The 18,628-nt window shown below is 75.0% G+C and carries 21 protein-coding genes and 1 tRNA gene; 10 read left to right on the plus strand and 12 right to left on the minus strand.

The annotated features are described in order from the left end of the window. Positions 1-113: 113 nt before the first annotated feature. Positions 114-1,010: a hypothetical protein gene (locus OSR43_RS18820; RefSeq protein WP_302268308.1), complete on the minus strand. Its 897-nt coding sequence runs from the start codon at positions 1,008-1,010 to the stop codon at positions 114-116. A gap of 393 nt (positions 1,011-1,403) precedes the next feature. Next, a complete protein-coding gene (locus tag OSR43_RS18825) occupies positions 1,404-2,270 on the minus strand; it encodes an NUDIX domain-containing protein (protein ID WP_302268309.1) in 867 nt (288 codons plus the stop codon). An 18-nt stretch (positions 2,271-2,288) separates the two neighbouring features. Here OSR43_RS18825 and OSR43_RS18830 point away from each other — a divergent pair, with 18 nt between their 5' ends. Next, entirely contained in the window at positions 2,289-3,353 is a 1,065-nt protein-coding gene (locus OSR43_RS18830; RefSeq protein ID WP_302268310.1) for a hypothetical protein, read from the plus strand. Between the two features lie 9 nt (positions 3,354-3,362). Here OSR43_RS18830 and OSR43_RS18835 read toward each other — a convergent pair whose 3' ends face one another. The 6 genes from OSR43_RS18835 to OSR43_RS18860 all read right to left on the minus strand — a co-directional run bounded on the left by OSR43_RS18835 (position 3,363) and on the right by OSR43_RS18860 (position 7,879). Further along, complete coding sequence (locus OSR43_RS18835; RefSeq protein ID WP_302268311.1) at positions 3,363-5,561, minus strand: cation-translocating P-type ATPase; 2,199 nt, start codon at positions 5,559-5,561, stop codon at positions 3,363-3,365. Then, positions 5,551-6,540 carry a hypothetical protein gene (locus OSR43_RS18840; protein ID WP_302268313.1) on the minus strand — a complete coding sequence of 330 codons (990 nt, stop codon included), beginning with the start codon at positions 6,538-6,540 and terminating at the stop codon, positions 5,551-5,553. Before OSR43_RS18840 ends, OSR43_RS18835 begins: the two co-directional genes overlap by 11 nt. Next, positions 6,540-6,746: a heavy-metal-associated domain-containing protein gene (locus OSR43_RS18845; protein WP_302268314.1), complete on the minus strand. Its 207-nt coding sequence runs from the start codon at positions 6,744-6,746 to the stop codon at positions 6,540-6,542. Before OSR43_RS18845 ends, OSR43_RS18840 begins: the two co-directional genes overlap by 1 nt. A gap of 49 nt (positions 6,747-6,795) precedes the next feature. Continuing rightward, entirely contained in the window at positions 6,796-7,110 is a 315-nt protein-coding gene (locus tag OSR43_RS18850) for a metal-sensitive transcriptional regulator (protein WP_302268315.1), read from the minus strand. Between the two features lie 124 nt (positions 7,111-7,234). Then, the gene (locus tag OSR43_RS18855) at positions 7,235-7,444 is read right to left on the minus strand and encodes a hypothetical protein (RefSeq protein ID WP_302268316.1); all 210 of its coding nucleotides are present in this window, start codon (positions 7,442-7,444) and stop codon (positions 7,235-7,237) included. Between the two features lie 231 nt (positions 7,445-7,675). Next, positions 7,676-7,879 carry a cold-shock protein gene (locus tag OSR43_RS18860; RefSeq protein ID WP_056863399.1) on the minus strand — a complete coding sequence of 68 codons (204 nt, stop codon included), beginning with the start codon at positions 7,877-7,879 and terminating at the stop codon, positions 7,676-7,678. Between the two features lie 403 nt (positions 7,880-8,282). On the opposite strand from OSR43_RS18860, the gene OSR43_RS18865 reads away from it, so the two are divergent. The 3 genes from OSR43_RS18865 to OSR43_RS18875 all read left to right on the plus strand — a co-directional run bounded on the left by OSR43_RS18865 (position 8,283) and on the right by OSR43_RS18875 (position 10,442). Further along, the gene (locus OSR43_RS18865; protein WP_302268321.1) at positions 8,283-8,816 is read left to right on the plus strand and encodes a SigE family RNA polymerase sigma factor; all 534 of its coding nucleotides are present in this window, start codon (positions 8,283-8,285) and stop codon (positions 8,814-8,816) included. Beyond that, positions 8,813-10,072 (plus strand): hypothetical protein, encoded by a 1,260-nt coding sequence (locus OSR43_RS18870; RefSeq protein WP_302268322.1) that lies wholly within the window; start codon positions 8,813-8,815, stop codon positions 10,070-10,072. Before OSR43_RS18865 ends, OSR43_RS18870 begins: the two co-directional genes overlap by 4 nt. A 70-nt stretch (positions 10,073-10,142) precedes the next feature. Further along, positions 10,143-10,442 carry a hypothetical protein gene (locus tag OSR43_RS18875; protein WP_302268323.1) on the plus strand — a complete coding sequence of 100 codons (300 nt, stop codon included), beginning with the start codon at positions 10,143-10,145 and terminating at the stop codon, positions 10,440-10,442. On the opposite strand, the gene OSR43_RS18880 is transcribed toward OSR43_RS18875, so the two are convergent. Continuing rightward, entirely contained in the window at positions 10,381-11,106 is a 726-nt protein-coding gene (locus tag OSR43_RS18880) for a GNAT family N-acetyltransferase (RefSeq protein WP_367891503.1), read from the minus strand. The two genes, OSR43_RS18875 and OSR43_RS18880, sit on opposite strands and share 62 nt — an antisense overlap. 651 nt (positions 11,107-11,757) lie before the next feature. Here OSR43_RS18880 and OSR43_RS18885 point away from each other — a divergent pair. The 5 genes from OSR43_RS18885 (at position 11,758) to OSR43_RS18905 (ending at position 14,264) form a co-directional block, all read left to right on the plus strand. Further along, on the plus strand, positions 11,758-11,916 hold the full coding sequence (locus OSR43_RS18885; RefSeq protein WP_302268325.1) for a hypothetical protein: 159 nt from the start codon (positions 11,758-11,760) through the stop codon (positions 11,914-11,916). A 124-nt stretch (positions 11,917-12,040) separates the two neighbouring features. Continuing rightward, complete coding sequence (locus OSR43_RS18890; RefSeq protein WP_302268326.1) at positions 12,041-12,352, plus strand: hypothetical protein; 312 nt, start codon at positions 12,041-12,043, stop codon at positions 12,350-12,352. A 94-nt stretch (positions 12,353-12,446) separates the two neighbouring features. After that, positions 12,447-13,313, plus strand: coding sequence for an alpha/beta fold hydrolase (locus OSR43_RS18895; RefSeq protein ID WP_302268327.1), 867 nt, complete (start codon positions 12,447-12,449; stop codon positions 13,311-13,313). Between the two features lie 92 nt (positions 13,314-13,405). Further along, positions 13,406-13,999 (plus strand): hypothetical protein, encoded by a 594-nt coding sequence (locus tag OSR43_RS18900; RefSeq protein WP_302268328.1) that lies wholly within the window; start codon positions 13,406-13,408, stop codon positions 13,997-13,999. Positions 14,000-14,191: 192 nt separating this feature from the next. Continuing rightward, positions 14,192-14,264 (plus strand) — tRNA-Lys (locus OSR43_RS18905). On the opposite strand, the gene OSR43_RS21325 is transcribed toward OSR43_RS18905, so the two are convergent. From OSR43_RS21325 to OSR43_RS18915, 3 genes are all read right to left on the minus strand, one after another. Continuing rightward, positions 14,226-14,939: a LuxR C-terminal-related transcriptional regulator gene (locus OSR43_RS21325; RefSeq protein WP_367891532.1), complete on the minus strand. Its 714-nt coding sequence runs from the start codon at positions 14,937-14,939 to the stop codon at positions 14,226-14,228. The genes OSR43_RS18905 and OSR43_RS21325 overlap by 39 nt on opposite strands. 144 nt (positions 14,940-15,083) lie before the next feature. Then, positions 15,084-16,889: a thiamine pyrophosphate-requiring protein gene (locus OSR43_RS18910; RefSeq protein ID WP_302268329.1), complete on the minus strand. Its 1,806-nt coding sequence runs from the start codon at positions 16,887-16,889 to the stop codon at positions 15,084-15,086. Positions 16,890-17,205: 316 nt separating this feature from the next. Continuing rightward, on the minus strand, positions 17,206-17,418 hold the full coding sequence (locus OSR43_RS18915) for a hypothetical protein (RefSeq protein WP_302268330.1): 213 nt from the start codon (positions 17,416-17,418) through the stop codon (positions 17,206-17,208). 91 nt (positions 17,419-17,509) lie between these two features. Between OSR43_RS18915 and OSR43_RS18920 the strand changes: the two genes are divergently transcribed. Beyond that, entirely contained in the window at positions 17,510-18,628 is a 1,119-nt protein-coding gene (locus OSR43_RS18920; RefSeq protein ID WP_302268332.1) for a glycosyltransferase family 1 protein, read from the plus strand.

Genomic DNA, 18,628 nt, shown 5'->3' on the forward strand with positions numbered 1-18,628 from the left:
CTGCTTGACTTCGGGAGGAGGTAGTCCGGCACGAGCGCGCCCTTCCGGTCGACCTGAGGGGCGCGCTCGTGACGGACTACCCCGACGCCGGCCAGCCACCCGTCGAGGGCGGCTCAGGCAGCGGATGCACGGCGCAGCGCCCGCCGCTGCTCCACCGCGTGGGTCGGCACCCAGCCGGGCGGCAGCTCAAGGGTGAAGCGACGATCCGCGGCGGGTCGCCGTGCGGCGCGCTCGTACGCCGAGCGGAGCCGCCAGAGGTAGCCCATCGGGTCGCGTCGGTCCGCAGCCACCTGCACCACCAGCTCGAGCCCAGCCGCTCGCAAGCGCTCCTCCCTGATCAGGTCACGGTGACGTTGCGGGCCGCCGAGGTGACCGGAGCCGTCGTACTCGCCGACCACTCCCGCCTCGGGGTCGATCAGGTCGGGCGTGGCCAGGTGTCGACCGTCCAGGCCGAACACCGGTCGGTTCGTCAGCGGCGCGGCCCGACCGGCGTCGAGCACCCACTGGAGACGCATGAGGCTCTCCTGAGGTGACCACACGTTCTCGTCGGCCAAGTCGAGGGCGGCCCGCGTCTGCGGCACCCCCGTCCACGAGGCCAGCCGCTCGGCGGCGTAGGTCCTCACCTCCGCCACAGTGACGAGGTCTGCACGGCATGCCATGTCCAGCACCACGACCGCCGCACGCACGTCGCGCGCGTGCCGCACTTCGAAGCACACCGAGCGGAGCACCGTCGTCATCGGCAGCCCGTCATCGGTGAGGAGCTCGTCCGGAGCAAGTCGCTCCTTCGTCGGTGCGCGGAGCCGGTCCTGGCGCAGGTTGCCCGGACCGATGGCCAGCGCGACCGGGCGCAGTGTCCGCCCGTCGTCCTCGACGCCCTCGACGCCCTCGAACCACCGTGCGCCGAGCCAGTGCAACGCTGCCCAGCCGGTCACCCCGCCATAGGCGGGCAGGACAGCAGCGGCCTCGACGATGCGCTGGACCGGCAGGTCGGGATCGACGACGGACGGCACGTAGAGCCCGCTGGCAGTCCGTCGCCAGGCAGGACCCCGCGCTTGCTTGGGAGTGGGACCCGACCGGCCGTCGGCATCCACCCGCACCGGCGTGACAGCGGCAGGGTGGCCCGCATGGAGGCGCAGGGGTCGGGGGCTTGATCGAGGCACCCGGCCACGTTCGCCTCGCGATCCCACCAGTGGGCGGGCCAAGCGAGCCGTCTGGGGACAGCTCGCCCGACGTGGTCCCTGTGGAGGTTTGCGGGCGGAGGCCATGGCCGAGGTAGTCCGACACGGAGGGGCCCTCATCCCCGCACGAAAGGGCCGCCGTGTGCCGGACTACCGCAAGACAGCCGCCCAAGGGCCCACACGTGCCGGACTACCGCAGCACAGCGACCAGCCACAGGCGAGCGGTCAGGGGGTCAGCGACTCGGAGGCGACGACGGCACCCCGCCGGTGGTGGGCGACGAGGAGGCCGGCGGGGGCGAGGCGGGGGTCGGGGAGGCCGAGGGCGGCGGCGACGTGCGGCAGGACGGGCCGGTGGCTGCACAGGAGGGTGGGGTCGCGGCGGTCGAGGAGGTCGGCGACGACGCGGCGCACGGCGGCGGGGGTGGCGTCCTCCTCGCTGAGCAGCCGCTCCTCGTGCGGGGCGAGGCCCGCGGCGCCGGCGTACGGCAGGACGGTCTCGAGGCAGCGGGTGCTGGAGGAGCTGACCAGGTGCCGGACGCCGTACGCCGCGAGGAGCGGCACCAGCGCGAGCGCCTCGTCCCGGCCGGCGGGCGCGAGCGGGCGGAGCCGATCGTCCTCGCGCCACTGCTTGCGCGGGTGGGCCTGGCCGTGGCGCAGGACGAGCAGCGGGGTCGTGCCGCGGGGCGCGGCGAGCGCCTCGGTGAGGGTGGCGCCGTCGTGGGGGTAGGAGAGGCGGGCGGGCGCGTCGGCCAGCGGCACCCACGCCACCTGGTCGATCTCGTCGCCGTAGGCGTAGCCCGAGACGTCGGTGGGCGCGTCGGGGAGGACCCGGCCGGTCCAGTAGTGCACGGTCTTCATCCGCCCGCCCGCGACCGGGTACCGCTGCGCACTGAGCGCCGGACCGAGCCGCACCGCGAGCCCGGTCTCCTCGGCCACTTCGCGCACCGCGGCCACCGCCCGGTGCTCGCCCGGGTCGAGCTTGCCCTTCGGGAAGGACCAGTCGTCGTACTTCGGCCGGTGCACCAGCAGCACCGAGCGCGTGCCGTCCGGCCCTCGCCCCAGCACGACCGCTCCCGCGGACTGCACGTCCATGGCGGTTAGTCTCACACCGTGCCGGCGCGGTGGAAGGTCCTGGGTGCCGTGCTGGCCCTCGTCGTCGTGACCGTCGTCGCGGTGGCCGGCTGGCGCTGGTGGTCCGCCCGCGACCGCACCGACCTCCAGCAGGCGATGGCCGTGGCGCCGAGCGACGGCGAGCGGTTCTCCTTCACCGACTGGGCCGCCGTGCGCGCCGAGCTCGGGAGCGACGTCGACGCGGACTCCCCCGCCGGCGACGTGCGGGCGATGCTCGACGAGGCCTTCGACGCCGACCTCGCGGCGACGTCGGCGCTGGTGGAGAGCAGCGAGCAGCTGCAGAGCCGGTACGGCTTCTCCCCGGCCAGCCTGGAGTGGGAGCTGTTCAGCCAGGGGGCGTCCGGGGCCGCGGTCGTCATGCGGCTCGGCGAGGACGCCGGGACCGACGACGTCGCCGACCGGCTCCGCGAGATCGGGTACACCGAGCCCGAGGACGACGACGGCGTCTGGACCGGCGGCGACACCCTGCTGGCGGGGATCGGCGACGTGACGCCGGAGCTGGCCCACGTCGCGCTGGACGCCGACGCCGGCCTGGTGGTCGCCAGCGACAACGTCGAGTACCTCCGTGGGCTCCTCGGGGGCGACGGGGCCGTCCTGGAGGGTCTCGACGACGAGGACCTCGACGACGCGGTCGCGCAGGCGGGCGAGCCGGTCGCCGCCGCGGTCTACACCGCCGACAACGTCTGCAGCGCGCTGGCGATGTCCCAGGCCGACCCCACGGACGCGGCCGAGGGCGAGCGGCTGGTCGACGAGGCCGGCGGGGTGCACCCGCTGACCGGGTTCGTCATGGCGACGCAGCCCGGCGGCGACGTACGCGTCGCGATGGCGCTGGAGTCCGCCGACCAGGCGCGGGAGGACGCCGACAGCCGGGCGACGCTGGCCGCCGGGCCCGCCCCGGGCCAGGGCGGCGACTTCGCCGACCGCTTCGAGCTCGGCCGGGTCGCCGCCGAGGACGAGGTCGTGACGATGGACCTGGCGCCGGTCGAGGGCAGCTACGTGCTCTCCGACCTCTCGACCGGCCCCGTCCTCTTCGCCACCTGCTGAGGACCGCCGCTACCGGAAGGTCCGCAGCCGCAGGCTGTTGGCCACGACGAACACCGACGACAGCGCCATCGCCGCACCGGCCAGCATCGGGTTGAGCAGCCCCGCGGCGGCCAGCGGGAGCGCCGCGACGTTGTAGCCGAACGCCCAGACCAGGTTCGAGCGGATCGTCCCGAGCGTGCGCCGGGAGAGCCGTACGGCGTCCGCGGCGACCCGGAGGTCCCCCCGCACGAGCGTGAGGTCGCTGGCCTCGATCGCGACGTCGGTGCCGGCACCCATCGCGATGCCGAGGTCGGCCTGCGCGAGGGCTGCCGCGTCGTTGACGCCGTCGCCGACCATGGCGACGACGCGCCCCTGCTGCTGCAGGCGGCGGACGTGCTCGACCTTGTCCTCGGGCAGGACACCGGCGACGACGTCGTCGATGCCGACCTCCCGGGCGACCGCGCGGGCGGCCCGTTCGTTGTCGCCGGTGAGCAGCACCGGCGACAGGCCGAGCGCCCGGAACCGCTCGACCGCCTCGGCCGAGGTGTCCTTGACCGTGTCGGCGACGACCAGCACGCCGCGGGCCCGGCCGTCCCAGCCGACGACGACCGCGGTGCGCCCGGACGCCTCCGCCCGGTCGACCGCCTCGGTCAGGCGCGGGGACAGCGGCATCCCGCTCTCGGCCAGCAGCGCCGGCCGGCCGAGCACCACGTCGAGGCCCTCGACCGTGCCGCGGACCCCGCGGCCCGGGACGTTGGTGAAGTCCTCGACCGTGCCGGAGTGGCCCTCGGCCAGCGCCCGCGCCACCGGGTGCTCCGAGGCCGACTCGAGCACCCCCGCCACGCGTCGTACGTCGCCGGGCGCGACGTCCTCGTCGGCGACGACGTCGACGAGGGCCATCCGGCCGGTGGTGACCGTGCCGGTCTTGTCCAGCACGACGGTGTCGACGCGCCGGGTCTGCTCGAGCGCCTCGGGACCGCGCACCAGGATGCCCAGCTGGGCGCCGCGGCCGGTGCCGACCAGCAGCGCGGTCGGCGTCGCCAGGCCCAGCGCGCAGGGGCAGGCGATGATCAGCACCGAGACGGCGGCGGCGAACGCCGCGGAGGTGTCGACGCCCGTGCCGAGCCAGAAGCCGAGCGTGCCGACGGCGAGCGCGACGACGACCGGGACGAAGACCCCCGAGACGCGGTCGGCGAGCCGCTGGGCGCGCGCCTTCCCGCTCTGGGCGTCCTCGACCAGCCGCGCCATCTGGGCCAGGCGGGTGTCGGAGCCGACGCGGGTCGCGCGGACCACGAGCCGGCCGCCGGCGTTGACGGTCGCCCCGGTGACGGCGTCGCCGGGCCCGACCTCCACCGGCACCGGCTCGCCGGTGAGCATCGAGGCGTCGACCGCGGACGTCCCGGTCTCGACCACGCCGTCGGTGGCGACCTTCTCCCCCGGCCGCACGACGAACACGTCGCCGACCGCCAGCCGGTCGGCCGGCATCGGCGTCTCGACGCCGTCGCGCAGCACGACGACGTCCTTGGCGCCGAGGTCGAGCAGCGCCCGCAGCGCGTCGCCGGCCCGCCGCTTGGAGCGCTTCTCGAACCACCGGCCCGCGAGCAGGAACGTGGTGACGCCGGCGGCGGTCTCGAGGTAGATGTTCGACAGCCCGTCGGACCGGTCCACGCTGAGCTCGAACGCGTGCGTCATCCCCGGCTCGCCCGCCGTGCCCGCGAGCAGCGCCACCAGCGACCACCCGAACGCCGCCAGGACCCCGACCGAGACGAGGGTGTCCATCGTCGTCGCGCCGTGCCGCAGGTTGGTCACCGCCGCGCGGTGGAAGGGCCAGGCACCCCAGACCGCGACCGGCGCGGCGAGGGTGAGCGAGAGCCACTGCCAGTAGTCGACCTGGAGAGCCGGCACCATCGCCATCGCGATGACCGGCACGGTCAGCAGCGCGCTGACCACCAGCCGGTCGCGCAGCGCGTCCAGCTCGGGGTCGCGGTCGTCCTCCGGGCGCTCCGGGTCGGCGTCGCGCCGCGGCAGCGCGGCGGAGTACCCGGCCGCCTCCACCGTGCGCAGCAGGTCCTCCGGGGTGACGGTCTCGGCGAACCGCACGCGGGCCTTCTCGGTCGCGTAGTTCACGCTCGCCTCGACACCGTCGAGCTTGTTGAGCTTGCGCTCGATCCGGTTCGCGCACGAGGCGCAGGTCATCCCGGTGATCGCCAGCTCGACGTCAGTGGTCATGGCTGTGGCCGTCCTCGCTCCCGGTCCCGCCGGAGTTCTCGTCAGGGTTCTCGTCAGGGTTCTCGTCAGGGTTCTCGTCAGGGTTCTCGTGGCTGTGGGTGCCGTGGTCGTGACCGGCGCCGTCGACCTGCACGGTGAACGCCGCGGTGCGCACGACGCCCTCGTGCTTGAAGTCCAGGAACAGGCGGTAGGTGCCGACCGAGGGGAACTCGGTGTGGAAGGCGCCGTCCTCGGGATGCACGTGCAGGTAGCCGACGTCGCCCGCGCGCAGGGCCACCAGGTGACCGGTCGCGCCGAGGTAGGGCTGCAGGTCGTCGACGACCTCGCCGCCGCGGCTCACGGTCGCGGTCAGGGTGGTCGCCGCGCCCGCGGTGAGGCTCCCGCCGAGGTTCACGTCGTACCCGTCGACGCTCGCCGCCAGCTCCTGCTCCCCCAGCGGCTCGGGCTCGAAGTCGCCAGGCACGAAGAGGTCGGCGCCCAGGACGTGCGCCTCGCCGCCGGTCGGCTTGAAGTCGGCCAGCACCCGCCACGGGCCGGGCTCGAGGTCGACGTCGACCCGCCAGGTGCCGTCGGCGTCCCGGGTGGGGTGGACGTGCTGGAAGCCGGTCAGGTCGCGCCGCACGACGACGAGGTGCAGCTCCTTCTCGTGCTCGACGTCGTACGCCGTGACCGGCCCGTCCTCGCCCTCGATCGTGAACGCCACCTCCTGGCGCCCCGCGGGCAGCGTGCTCCGCGCCAGGGTGAGGCTGTGGCCGTGCTCGCTGACCTGCAGCCCGCCGAGCGCGGCGGCCGACGCGGTCGCGCCGTGCGCTCCGTGCCCCCCGGCTGCCGCCTCACCGGCACCGGCCTCGTGCCCGTGGTCGGAGGCGGCGGTCACCGACTCCTCGTCCGGGCCGAGCCAGCGGCCGGCCGCCCACCCGGCGCCGAGCACCAGGACGAGGGCCAGGACGAAGCCGAGGACGCGCGTCGACGTACGCATCAACCGAGCTCGTACCCGGCCTCGGCGACCGCAGCGGCGACCACGGACCGCTCGACGGGCTCGGCGCTGGTGACGACGACCTCGCCGGTGGTGTGGTCGGCGGTGACCGACTCCACGCCGGGGATCTCGCCGACCTCCTCGCGGACCGAGGCCTCGCAGTGGGCGCAGGTCATGCCGGTCACGGTCCAGGTGGTGCTGGTGCTCATCGGGTCTGTCTCCTTCTCGGCGGGGTGTGCGCGTGTGCGGTGGGTCCGGTCAGGACTTCACCAGGCGGGCGATGGCGGCCATCGCCTCGTCGACCTTCTCCCGGCCCTCGGCGTCCCCGGCACGCGCGGCGTCGACGACGCAGTGGTGCAGGTGCTCGTCGAGCAGCCCGAGCGAGACGGCCTGGAGGGCCTTCGTCATGGCGGCGACCTGGGTGAGGATGTCGATGCAGTACTGCTCCTCCTCCACCATCCGCTGCAGCCCGCGCGCCTGCCCCTCGATGCGGCGCAGCCGCTTGAGGTAGTCGTCCTTCTGGGAGATGTAGCCGTGCTGGTGCTGCGCCGGAGCGGCGGTCTGGTCGTCCACACCTCCGACGGTACCCCTAGGGGGTAGTGGTATCAAGTCGGACGACACTGCTGCAGAAATGACGAGAGCCCGCCGGACATCGCTGTCGGGCGGGCTCGGGTGCGCGTACGTCGCTGGGCGGGGCTCAGCCCTCGCGTCGCGGTCGGGGGGTGACGCCGAGGATCCGGTCGATCTCCTCGTTGCTGAGGTGCTCCTCGGACTCGCTGGCCGCGATGATGAGGTTGGTCGTCAGCTCGACCTCGCCGAGTAGGTCGGCGTCCTCGAGCGTCACGTCGAACTGGTCGTGCACGCCGGACTCCCTCAGCTCGCTCGCGGTCCGCGGTTCCTCGTTCATCCGCTCCAACCTTCCCCTCCCAGTCTACGGTCAAACCTCCAGCCTGACCGTGGCCCGGACGGGTGGTTCCCGCCACCCCCCTCGTGCATCCGGCCTGGGGGCCGTGGGACCCGGGCCGCGAGGTCGCCCGGGAACGGCACGAGGCCCCACCCGGAACGGGTGGGGCCTCGCGATGAGACCTGGGCAGGTGCTGCCCGGCGCTCTCGTCAGCTTCGAGTCAGGCTCGAAGGATCAGACGGGGCGGACGTTCTCGGCCTGGGGACCCTTGGGGCCCTGGGTCACGTCGAACTCGACCTTCTGGTTCTCGTCCAGGGACTTGTAGCCCTGGGTCTGGATCGCCGAGTAGTGCACGAAGACGTCGTCGCCGCCGTCCTCCTGCGCGATGAAGCCGAAGCCCTTCTCAGCGTTGAACCACTTCACGGTGCCCTGAGCCATTGTGCTCAATCCTCTTTCGTCGGGGCGAGAGCCGCCACCTCGGCGGCCCGCACCAGATGCGGTGACACGTCGCTCCGACCCGTGATTGGTTACACCACAAACCGAAAACGCCGTTGGATCACAAACTCCGCGGGCGTCAGACCAGCTGGAACTTGCACCTGTTGCAGGCACGACAGTACCAACCTCAGGCCGCTTGCAAACCCCTCGGACCGAGATCTGTGCAACCGGGGCATGAAGGTTCTGCGACGCGCGCGTGACAGGCACCTCCGGAGCGGCCCTCCGCGGGGCCCGTCCGGCGGGGCCTGAGGGCACCTGCGACCCAACCGATCCGGGCCCGGCCGCGTCTGGTGTGCAGAGGCCCGGGAGGCCCGGATCGACCACCCATCGGACACGGACGGGGACCATGCGCACATCGCGGGACGAGGCGTTCACGGCGTACGTCGTGGCGCGTCGGGCGCAGCTGTACCGCACGGCGTACCTGCTGTGCGGCGACCCCCACCGGGCCGAGGACGTCGTGCAGACGGCGCTCGCCAAGCTGTACGTCGCGTGGCCGCGCGCCGCGCGGAGCGGCTCCCTCGACGCCTACGCCCGGCGGGTGGTGGTCAACAGCCACCTCGACGACGTGCGGCGCCCCTGGCACCGCGAGCGACCGACCGAGGACGGGCTGCTGGACCGCCCCGAGCCGGCCGGCCAGGACGGCCAGGACGGCCCGGACGGCACGGACAGCGACGAGCTGTGGGCCGCGCTGCGGCGCCTCGCCCCCGGCCAGCGGCGCGTGGTGGTGCTCCGGCACTACTGGGGCCTCTCGGTCGAGGAGACCGCGGCCGACCTGGGGATCAGCCCCGGCACGGTCAAGAGCCAGACCTCGGACGCCCTGGCGCGGCTGCGCGCCGCCCTGAGGCCGTCCGGGCACGAGAGCGGAAGCGGGTCCCGATGACCACCGACCACCGTGACGGCCCGGCCGACCCGGGCCTGCCGGGCCTGGACGCCCGGCTGCACGAGCTCGCGGACGCCACGCCGCTGCCGGGCGTCCCCGTCGGCGACGACCTGCACCGCGGACGCCGGCGCCTGCGCCATCGCCGGCTGGTCGTCGGCGGCGCCGCCCTCCTCACCGCCGGCGCGGTGGGCCTCGGGGCCACCGTGCTGCCGAGCGGCGGGGCCGAGGCCGTCCGGACGCCCGACGTCGCGGACACCACCACCCCCTCGCCGGAGGCCGGCCGCCGCGTCGCCCGCACCGAGGGCCGTTCGACCAACCCGTTCGACGTGGCCGACGACCACCGCGACACCCTCGTCGGCTGGCAGGAGGTGCTCGCGGAGCACGTCGACCCCGGGTGGGAGCACCTGGTCCGCTCCAGCGACGAGAACGCCAACGAGCAGTCGGCCGGCGGGCGGGCCGGCCTGACGTCGCTGGGCTCGCGCTTCGGGTGGCGGGTCCCCGGGGAGGACGGGCTGGGGATGCTCGTCGTCTCGGTCAGCACCGGCTGGGGCGACGCCTTCTACCCCTGCCGCGGGCCGTCGCGGGACGGCTGGACCTGCCGGGCGGCCGAGGTCCCCGGCGCGGACGAGGCCCGGGTCGGCGAGCGGGACGGCGTGACGTCGGTCGCCCTGCGGCAGGCCGACGGCGAGGTGGTCGTCGTGACGGCCGATCCGCTGTTCGGCAACAACTCCACGGTGCCGGTCCCGACCTTCGACGTAGGTGCCGACGACCTGCTGGCTGCGGCGGCCGATCCGCGGCTGAGCCTGCCGGGCCAGGCGGTCGGCGCCGCGTCGGCGCCGATCGACGCCGAGTCGTTCGCCGACGTCGGCCGCGAGGTCCTGGTGGGCGCGGGCGAGGAGCTCGCGATGGCGGTCGTCGGCGCCGGGACCGGCCTGCCGTCGGTGCGGGGCACCCTCATGTCGGGCCAGGACTACCGCGGCGACCTCTCGTGGGACGCCCACCCGGTCGCCGCGGACACACCGGCCGACCGGTGCCCGGCGGACCGCTACACGGCGTGCCGACTGGTGCCGTACGGCGACACCGAGGTGCTCGTCGGACGGTTGCGCGCGCAGTGGGGCGGCGGCTGGGACGTGGTCCGCACCGGTCCGGAGTACGAGGTGCGGGTGACGTGGAACCCCGTCGACGACACGGTCCTCCCCCGCGACCGGGCGTTCGCCTTCGTGACCGACGAGCGCTGGCAGCCGGTCGCGGACTGAGCCGGGCCCCGCGCGCGGGCTGCAGCGGATCGTCGGTGGCTCCACCTAGGCTCCCTGGGGTGGATCGCCGATGAGCAAGATGGACAACCTGCGCGCCCTCCGTGAGGCGCGCTACGAGCAGGACCGCGCTGCCCGCGCCGGGTCGGCGGACGGCGCCGTGCGCGCGCCCGCCGAGCCGAGGACCGCCCGCCCGACCGCGGCGCCGGGCGCCGTCGCGCCCGCCAGGAAGAAGCCGGCGGCCCGGAAGCCCGCCGCCGAGCCCGCCGGCGGAGCCGCGCCGTCGGAGTCCGCGTGCGGCCACCGGGCCATCAGCGGCCGGACCTGCACCCGCCCGCTGGGCCACGCGGAGAAGAACCACCGGTACTCCTGACCGGCGCGGCACGGCACGGCGACCCGCCTGGCGCCGTGACGCTCACGGACCTCCCGTGCGCCGAGCTGCGGACGTCGCCGCCACGACCCCCCCGCCGCACGAGGCGACGACCGGTGCGCGTGGCACGACGGACGGGGAACCGCTCCAGGACGTAGCCGGAGTGGGGCACCGGGACAGCGCCGAAGCCCTCCTTGAACCGCGCGAGACCGGTCCCCGGGACGCTGATGCCGAAGGAGTACCGGGCCGCGCCCCGGCGGCACGCCTCCTCGATGGCGCACCGGTGGAGCAGGTCGTTGGCGCGGACGGGTCCCGCGAGCGGCAGGGTCATGGCTCCGCGCCAGTAGTCGACGTTCGCGCCCTGGTTGAGCACGATCACGGCGGCCGCCGGGCGGCCGCCCACGAAGGCCATCCACGTCACGCACGCCTCGCCGAAACCCGCCGCGACCCGCTGGAGCTTGGCCAGCGGCTCCAGGCGCGCCGACCGGCGCGCGGCCAGCCAGGCCGGCATCCCGTCAGCCGCGGCCCAGCGCTGCGCCGACTCCTGGTAGAGCGCGAGGAACTGCGGGAGCAGCCGACCGGTGCTGTCGCGCTCGACCACGACGCCGCTGCGCTCGGCCTTGCGCACCGCGCGGCGCACCCCGCTGCTGAACCGCCGCGTCCACACCTCCTCGAAGCCGCCGGAGGTGTCGAGCTCGTAGTCGACCTTCGGCGTCGTGCAGGACCAGTCCGCGGCACCGCGCCAGCGGTCGTCGAGCCGGGGGCGGGGACCACCACGAGGGGGCCGGCCCCCGCTCGGGCCACCAACGAGATCGCGGACGTGACGTCGGCGGGCCGCAGCACGCCGTGCTCGGCCACCAGGCCGCCGTGGCCCCACCGGCCGGGCATGGAGAGGCGCCCCGCGGCCGCGGCGGGCAGCCCCCTGCGCCGGACCATCGGGAGCACCAGCCGACGTCCGTCCGGGCTGCGCAGCTGCAGCGAGGCGGGTCGGTACGGCCCGGTGGCGCAGACGGCGTCGACCCAGGCCGGAGCCTGGGACGCCACGGCGTACGGGTCGGTGGCCAGGACCTGCTCCCAGCAGGCGGTGTCGGCCGGCGCCACCTCCCAGGCGGACAGGCGTCCGCCCGGCGAGATCTCCATGGCGTCCTCCCACCGTCGTGGCCCGCCCGGTGGCCCCCGCGGCCCCGGCGCCTCAGGATCAGTGTTCACCTGGTCGCCGCCGGTGGCGGCACTCGTCGCGCTGGTTCGCCCGGATGCGGTACGCCGCGGGGCGGGACCGCCCCGGTGGCCTCCGGACGGGGTCGCCTAGGGTGCCGGCATGGTCAGGCAGGCACCCCCGGGGACGAGGACGACGGCCGAGCCGTCGCACGTGCCCTCCGGCGCCGCGCTCCTGGCCATCGCCCTGAGCGAGGTCGCTCGGGGCATCCGCGGGCTCGACGTGCTGCGACGCAGCGTCGACCGCGCCCCACCTGCGTAGCCGGACGCCCCTCGCGTCACGACACGTCCAGCGCACCGGCAGTGCCGGTGCGCCGTCACGGCTACCCAGGAGCACCGATGACCACCCCGACCGGCACCCCCTCGACCAGCACCACCTCCGCGCCATGAGGGCGCGGACCGTCAGCTCGCACCGCGAGCTCCTCGCCCAGCTCCGGTCGGAGCTGCTGCGTGCGGCCCACGTCCGCAGCAGGCAGCTGGCCGACCTCTCCCCGTCCGGCGGCGACGAGACCCCGGTCCGGGCGGCGCACCGCGGCAGCGTCCGGCGGATCCTGCGCGACATCCACGACGCGCTCGACCGCATGGACGTCGGCACGTACGGCGACTGCGTCGCCTGCGGCCGACTGGTCGCGTTGCTCGACCTCCGCCGGTGTCCCTGGGTCAGGGTCTGCGGCGACTGCTCGCGCAGCACCGTCTGAGTCCTTCGGCGACGAGGATTGCTCAGCGTCCGGGGCAGCGAAGCCCAGGGCTCGTCGGCTCGGACGCGGCCCGGGTGCCTGGCAGGCTGGTCCGGTGTTCGCAGGCTTCGAGCTCCGCACCGTCTGTGTCGCCCCGGGCATCGACCTGCGCGTGCGGGTGGGCGGCTCCGGACCGGCGGTCGTGCTCCTCCACGGCCACCCCCGCACCCACACGACTTGGCACGTCGTCGCGCCCCGCCTCGCCGCCGCGGGCCGCACGGTCATCTGCCCCGACCTGCGCGGCTACGGCCAGTCCTCGGCACCACCGGACGACGCCGACCACACGACGTACTGCGACCGCTCGATGGCCGCCGACACCGTCGCCCTGGCCGCCGCTCTCGGTCACGAGCGCTTCGCCGTCGTCGGCCACGACCGGGGCAGCTACGTCGCGTACCGCACCGCGCTCGACCACCCCGAACGCGTCACCCGGCTCGCGGCGCTCGACAGCGTCCCGGTTCTCGAGGCCCTCGAGCGCGCGGACGCCTGCTTCGCCGAGGCCTGGTGGCACTGGTTCTTCCTGGGTGCGTCGCCGCACGCGGAGCGCGTGATCAGCGCCGACCCGCTCGCGTGGTACCGACCCGACCCCCAGGCGATGGGGCCCGAGAACTACGCCGACCTCCTCCGAGCGCTGGAGCGGCCGGGCACGGTGCACGCGATGGTCGCCGACTACCGCGCCGGTCTCCGGACCGACCGTCGGCACGACGAGGAGGCGCGCGCGGCCGGGCTGCTCGTCGAGTGCCCCACGCTCGTCGCGTGGTCGCGGCACGACGACATGGAGGAGCTGTACGGCGACCCGGCGCGAGTGTGGGAGTCGTGGTGCCGCCTCCCGGTGCGGTCCGCCGTCATCGACTCCGGGCACCACATGGCCGAGGAGGCCGGCGACCAGCTCGCCGACGTGCTGCTCGACCACCTGCGGCGGTGACCGGCGCCGGCGCCCGCCTGAGCACGGCCGCCGGGCTCCGTGGTGTGAGACACCACTCGCCGTACGTCTCGTGAATGGCTTGGATGCCTCGAGTGGAGCCCAGCTCGAGGAGAACCGGTACCGGACGGAACCACGCGGTCGCCCTGGCGGCGATCCTCAGTGGCGCCGGGCTTCTCCTGGGCGCCTGCCGGACGGACACGCCGGATCCGGCCCGGCCCGACCGGGACGGGCTCCTCGTCCTGTCCGTCCCGGATGAGGAGACCGCCGTCATCCGCGAGCGGGACACCTCGGTGGAACCCGGCCAGCTGTACTCGTTCGTGTCGAAGCACCTGTGCCTGACCAGGCCTGGAGTCGCCACCCTGACCGGGGCCGAGTTCGACCCGGCATCGACCGGGCTCGAGATCGTCGATGTCCGCGCGCGCCCGCCGGAGTACGGCGGTTACGGATCCCACCTCGGCCGTCTCAACAGCAAGCACATGGGTTTCACGGCTGACGACCACACCGTCGACCGCGTGTGCCAGGAGGACGGCGGCTCGGCCGACCCGGCGTGGGAGGAGACCGGCATCACCGTCAGGAGGACCAGCGAGAGCCCCGGACGGGCCTCCAGGATCCGCTATCTCTACGAGTTCGACGGCGAGGCCCACAAGACCGGGTGGTTCCGCAGCCACTGGACGATCGGACGATAGGACCGGCCGACTGCGCGGCGGGTGACGGACCGCGAAGGATGCTGGCTTCGTAGCGGGTCCCGAAAGCCGACGGGTGTGGCCCGGCGCCGCCACGGCCGCCCGTCCGAGCACTGCCGCCGAGGCTCGGGCATGATGGGCCCGCCGGGCTGGTGACAGCCCTCCGATGGCCGGACCGACGGGTCCGCCCGTCCCGGGCCTCTAGCTCAATTGGCAGAGCAGGAGACTTTTAATCTCTTGGTTGTGGGTTCGAGTCCCACGGGGCCCACGCCTCCGGAGCTCCCGCGCTGCCGGCGACCCGCCAGGCGCCGGGGGCGTCCGGCGCCGAGAGGTGGGTCATCGCCCAGGCGACAGCCTCCGCGCGCCGGCCGACGCCGATCTTGCGGTAGGCGGTGCGGATGTAGGTCTTGACGGTGTTGATGCTGACGAACAGCGCGGCGGCGATCTCCTCGTTCGAGCGCCCGGCCGCCACGCCCCGGAGCACGTCGACCTCCCGCACGCTGAGGGAGGTCGCGCACCGGCCCGGGCCGTCGGCCCGCAGCGGCTCGGGCACCGCCGGCCGGGCGAGCCGGGCGGCGCGCCGGATCCGGTGGACGATGGTCGGGCCGTCGACGCTCATCGGCAGCGCAGGCACGGTCGTCGACGACGGCCGACCGCGGCCGGCAGCCCGTGAGGCGCCGTGCTCGGGCCGCACCAGCACCAACGCCGGACGATCGCCCGCGACGGCCGCCCGCGCGGCCGTGCTGCCGCCCGCGAGCAGCTCGGAGTCGACGAGCAGCACGTCGTCCCCCCACCGGAGCGGTCCGTCGAGACCGCCGCCGAGGTCGTGGACGCTGATGCCCCGGTCGTACGCCGCGACGAGGCCGGCGACGCCGTGCACGACGATCGCGTGGGGACTGAGAACACCGACGCTGATCGTGCAGGTCGAGCTCGTGGTGGTCATGACGATCCGTCCTGCCGACCCGCGGCACGCGGGTCCCCACCAGCCGCTGCTCAGCCGGAGGACCAGCCTAGACCACTTCGGGACGGCCGGCGGCCGCCGTCCGTCCCGCGGCACCCCGCAACCACGGGCCACCGGCCACCGGGGTCAGTCGCCCGCCCCACCCTCCTGCTCCGCCTGCCGGTCCAGCAGCGCCCGAGCGCGTTCGCCGCCGTCCTCCTGCGCCAGCGCCCGGCGGAAGCTCTCGAGCTTCTGCTCCCCTCCGGGGAACGGCGGCAGGAGCGGGACGTCGGGATCGACGACGGCCTCGATCAGCACCGGCCGGTCGGCGGCCAGCGCGCGGTCCCAGGCGTCGTCGACCTCCTCGGGCCGTTCCACGCGGATGCCGGTCAGGCCGAGGAGCTCGGCGTACCCGGCGTAGGGGAAGTCCGGCAGCGACTGGCTGACGTCGTACCGCGGGTCGCCCTCGGTCTCCCGCTGCTCCCACGTGACCTCGGCGAGGTCGCCGTTGTTCAGGACGAGGACGACGAAGCGCGGGTCGGCCCAGTCGCGCCAGCGGGAGGCGACGGTGACCAGCTCGGCGATGCCGTTCATCTGCATCGCACCATCACCGACGAGCGCGACGACGGGCCGGTCGGGCGACTCCAGCTTCGCGGCGATGCCGTACGGCAGGCCGGAGCCCATCGAGGCGAGCGTCGAGGACAGGTGCGCCGGCACCCCGGGCGGCAGGGTGAGGTGCCGGGCGTACCAGTAGACGACCGAGCCCACGTCCACGCTCACCTGGGCGTCGGCCGGCAGCCGCGGCGTCAGGGCGCGTACGACGCGCTCCGGGCTGAGCGGGTCGGCACCGGCACCCACGTCGCCCTCGGCACGCTCCCGGGCGATCCGGTGCCACCGCTCGACCTGCTCGACCACCTGGTGGCGCCAGGAGGTGTCCGCGCGCTCCTCGAGCAGCGGCAGCAGCGCGGTGAGCGTCTCGGCGGCGTCGCCGACCAGCCCCACCTCGACCGGGTAGCGGTTGCCGACGTGCCGGCCGTCGAGGTCGACCTGCACCCCGCGGGCCTGGCCGGGTGCGGGGTAGAACTCGGTCCACGGGTCGTTGGTGCCGACCATCAGCAGCGTGTCGCACTGGTCGAGCAGCCAGCCCGAGGCGGTGGTGCCGAGGTGGCCCATCACACCGCAGCTGGTCGGGAGCGTCTCGTCCCACCACGGCTTGCCGAGCAGGCTGGTCGTCACCCCGGCACCGAGCCGCTCGGCGACCGCGCGGGCCACGTCGCCGGCGTCGCGGGCACCCTGCCCGACCAGCAGCGCGACGCGACGCCCGGCGTTGAGCACCGCGGCGGCCTCGGCGAGGTCGTCGGCGGCGGGAACCACCCGCGGGGGCCGCCACTGCGGGACGGTCGGCACGACACCGTGCTCGTGGGACGGCTGGTCGGGGGCCGGCTGCACCTGGACGTCGTGCGGCAGCACCACGACGCAGGGCGACCGGGTCGCCAGCGCGGTGCGGAAGGCGCGGTCGACCACCATCGCGGCCTGCTCGGGGTCGAGCACGGTGGCGACGTACTGCGCGGAGACGTCCTTGAACAGCGAGGTCAGGTCGATCTCCTGCTGGTACTCCGACCCCAGCGCGGTGGTGGCCTGCTGGCCCACGATCGCGACCATCGGCTGGTGGTCGAGCTTGGCGTCGTAGAGCCCGTTGAGCAGGTGCACGGCGCCCGGTCCCTGGGTGCTGGTGACGACGCCGACGCCGCCGGTGTACTTCGCGTGGCCGACGGCCATCAGGGCGGCGTTCTCCTCGTGGCGCGCCTGCACGAACGCCGGGTCGCCGCCGGCCCGGCGCAGGGCGCCCATCAGTCCGTTGATGCCGTCACCGGAGTAGCCGAAGACGCGGTGCACGCCCCAGGCGCGCAGCCGCTCGACGACCAGGTCCGCGACCAGTCTCTGCTCCCCCACGGGGCCTCCTCGGGTTCGCCCGGTGGACCGCGGGCGGGAGCCGGTCAGGTACCCGGAAACACGACAGCCACCCGGACCAGGGCTTACCCGGCGGGTGGCTGCGTGCTGTGGCTCGCCGGCCCGACAGCCGCCTCTCGGCGGGTGGCCGCTCGTAGCGGCAAGGGGTGAGCCCGGGGGCATGGACCGGACCGGCTGAGGTGGTCAACGGGTCCACCCGGGCGGTCATTCCGGGCCGTCGGCGTGGCGTGCACCACTGCCGCGGGGGCCGGCCCGGGCCGGGGTCGGGCCGGGGTCGGGCCGGCGTCGGCAGCGCGGGTCAGGAGCGCGGGTGGCCCTCCTCGCCGCTCTTCGCGGACTCCTCGGGGAACGACTCCCCGACCGGGTGGCCACCGCCCGGGGAGCCCTGGGCGGGGTCGTAGTCGCCCGCGGCGGCGGGCCCGTCAGTCGTCGAGGACTCCTGGGCCGCCTCGGCGGCGTCGTCCAGGTGGCCGGTCTGCTGCTGGGTGGACTCGTCAGGCTGGTTCGTCATGGCGGGCCGGTACCCGACGGTTCGCCCGGCACGCAGGAGACGCTCACGCCGGGGACACGCGGGGTTCACCGGCCACCGCCACGGTCGGAGCATGCGCGTCGCGATCGTGACCGAGTCCTTCCTCCCGCAGGTCAACGGCGTCGCCGGCACGGTGCGCCACGTGGTCGACCGGCTCACTGCGACCGGCCACCAGGGGCTCGTGGTGGCGCCGGGCGCCGGCCCCGCGGCGTACGGCGGCGCGGAGGTGGTGCGGGTGCGGTCGCTCGCGCTGCCCGGCTACCGGTCCTTCCCCCTCGGCCTGCCCGACCCGGCGGTGCACCAGGCGCTCGAGCGGTTCCGGCCCGACGTGGTGCACCTGGCCTCGCCGGTCGCGCTGGGCGCGGTCGGCCTGCGCGCCGCGCGCCGGCTGGGCGTGCCGACGGTGGCGGTCTTCCAGACCGACGTGTCGGGGTTCGCGCGGCAGTACGGCCTGCGCGCCGAGCACCTCATCGACCGCTGGGTCGCCCACCTGCACCGGCGCGCGGACCGCACGCTCGTGCCCTCGACGTCCTCCTGGGACCAGCTCGCGGCGCTCGACGTGCCCGACCTGCACCTGTGGCGCCGCGGCGTCGCCCTCGACCTGTTCGACCCCGCGCACCGCGACCCGGCGCTGCGCGCCGCCTGGACGGGAGGCGAGCAGCGGACGGTCGTCGGGTACGTCGGCCGGCTGGCACAGGAGAAGCGGGTACGCCGGCTGGCCGAGCTCGCCGACGTGCCGGGGATCCACCTCGTCGTGGTCGGCGACGGCCCCGAGCGCGGCTGGCTGGCCGACCGGCTGCCGCACGCGACGTTCACCGGCATGCTGCGCGGGCCCGAGCTCGCGCGGGCGTTCGCCTCGCTCGACGTCTTCGTCCACACCGGCGAGGCGGAGACGTTCTGCCAGACCGTCCAGGAGGCGCAGGCCAGCGGTGTCGCCGTGGTGGCCCCGGCCGCCGGCGGGCCGCTGGACCTGGTGGTGCCCGGGAGCACCGGTTGCCTCTACGACGTCACCGACCCCGGTGCGCTGCGCCGCTCGGTCGCGGGCCTCGTGGCCGACCCGCTCGCCCGCGCCCGGATGGCCCGCGGCGGCCACGAGGCCGTGGCGGGGCGGAGCTGGGCACGCGTGGTCGACGAGCTGGTCGGGCACTACGCGGCCGTGGTCGGTGCCCTCCCCGACCGGCTCGCGGCCTGA

The sequence above is a fragment of the Nocardioides sp. Arc9.136 genome, assembly GCF_030506255.1.
Classification (GTDB): Bacteria; Actinomycetota; Actinomycetes; order Propionibacteriales; family Nocardioidaceae; genus Nocardioides.

Excerpts from the sequence above, each read along its gene's own strand:
- OSR43_RS18875 (WP_302268323.1), top strand. The coding sequence starts at position 10,143 with ATGAGCAAGATGGACAACCTGCGCGCCCTCCGTGAGGCGCGCTACGAG.
- OSR43_RS18825 (WP_302268309.1), bottom strand. The coding sequence starts at position 2,270 with ATGGACGTGCAGTCCGCGGGAGCGGTCGTGCTGGGGCGAGGGCCGGAC.
- OSR43_RS18855 (WP_302268316.1), bottom strand. The coding sequence starts at position 7,444 with ATGAACGAGGAACCGCGGACCGCGAGCGAGCTGAGGGAGTCCGGCGTG.
- OSR43_RS21325 (WP_367891532.1), bottom strand. The coding sequence starts at position 14,939 with ATGACCACCACGAGCTCGACCTGCACGATCAGCGTCGGTGTTCTCAGT.
- OSR43_RS18860 (WP_056863399.1), bottom strand. The coding sequence starts at position 7,879 with ATGGCTCAGGGCACCGTGAAGTGGTTCAACGCTGAGAAGGGCTTCGGC.
- OSR43_RS18840 (WP_302268313.1), bottom strand. The coding sequence starts at position 6,540 with ATGCGTACGTCGACGCGCGTCCTCGGCTTCGTCCTGGCCCTCGTCCTG.
- OSR43_RS18835 (WP_302268311.1), bottom strand. The coding sequence starts at position 5,561 with ATGACCACTGACGTCGAGCTGGCGATCACCGGGATGACCTGCGCCTCG.
- OSR43_RS18915 (WP_302268330.1), bottom strand. The coding sequence starts at position 17,418 with ATGACGAACCAGCCTGACGAGTCCACCCAGCAGCAGACCGGCCACCTG.
- OSR43_RS18890 (WP_302268326.1), top strand. The coding sequence starts at position 12,041 with ATGAGGGCGCGGACCGTCAGCTCGCACCGCGAGCTCCTCGCCCAGCTC.
- OSR43_RS18885 (WP_302268325.1), top strand. The coding sequence starts at position 11,758 with ATGGTCAGGCAGGCACCCCCGGGGACGAGGACGACGGCCGAGCCGTCG.
- OSR43_RS18845 (WP_302268314.1), bottom strand. The coding sequence starts at position 6,746 with ATGAGCACCAGCACCACCTGGACCGTGACCGGCATGACCTGCGCCCAC.
- OSR43_RS18920 (WP_302268332.1), top strand. The coding sequence starts at position 17,510 with ATGCGCGTCGCGATCGTGACCGAGTCCTTCCTCCCGCAGGTCAACGGC.
- OSR43_RS18865 (WP_302268321.1), top strand. The coding sequence starts at position 8,283 with ATGCGCACATCGCGGGACGAGGCGTTCACGGCGTACGTCGTGGCGCGT.
- OSR43_RS18870 (WP_302268322.1), top strand. The coding sequence starts at position 8,813 with ATGACCACCGACCACCGTGACGGCCCGGCCGACCCGGGCCTGCCGGGC.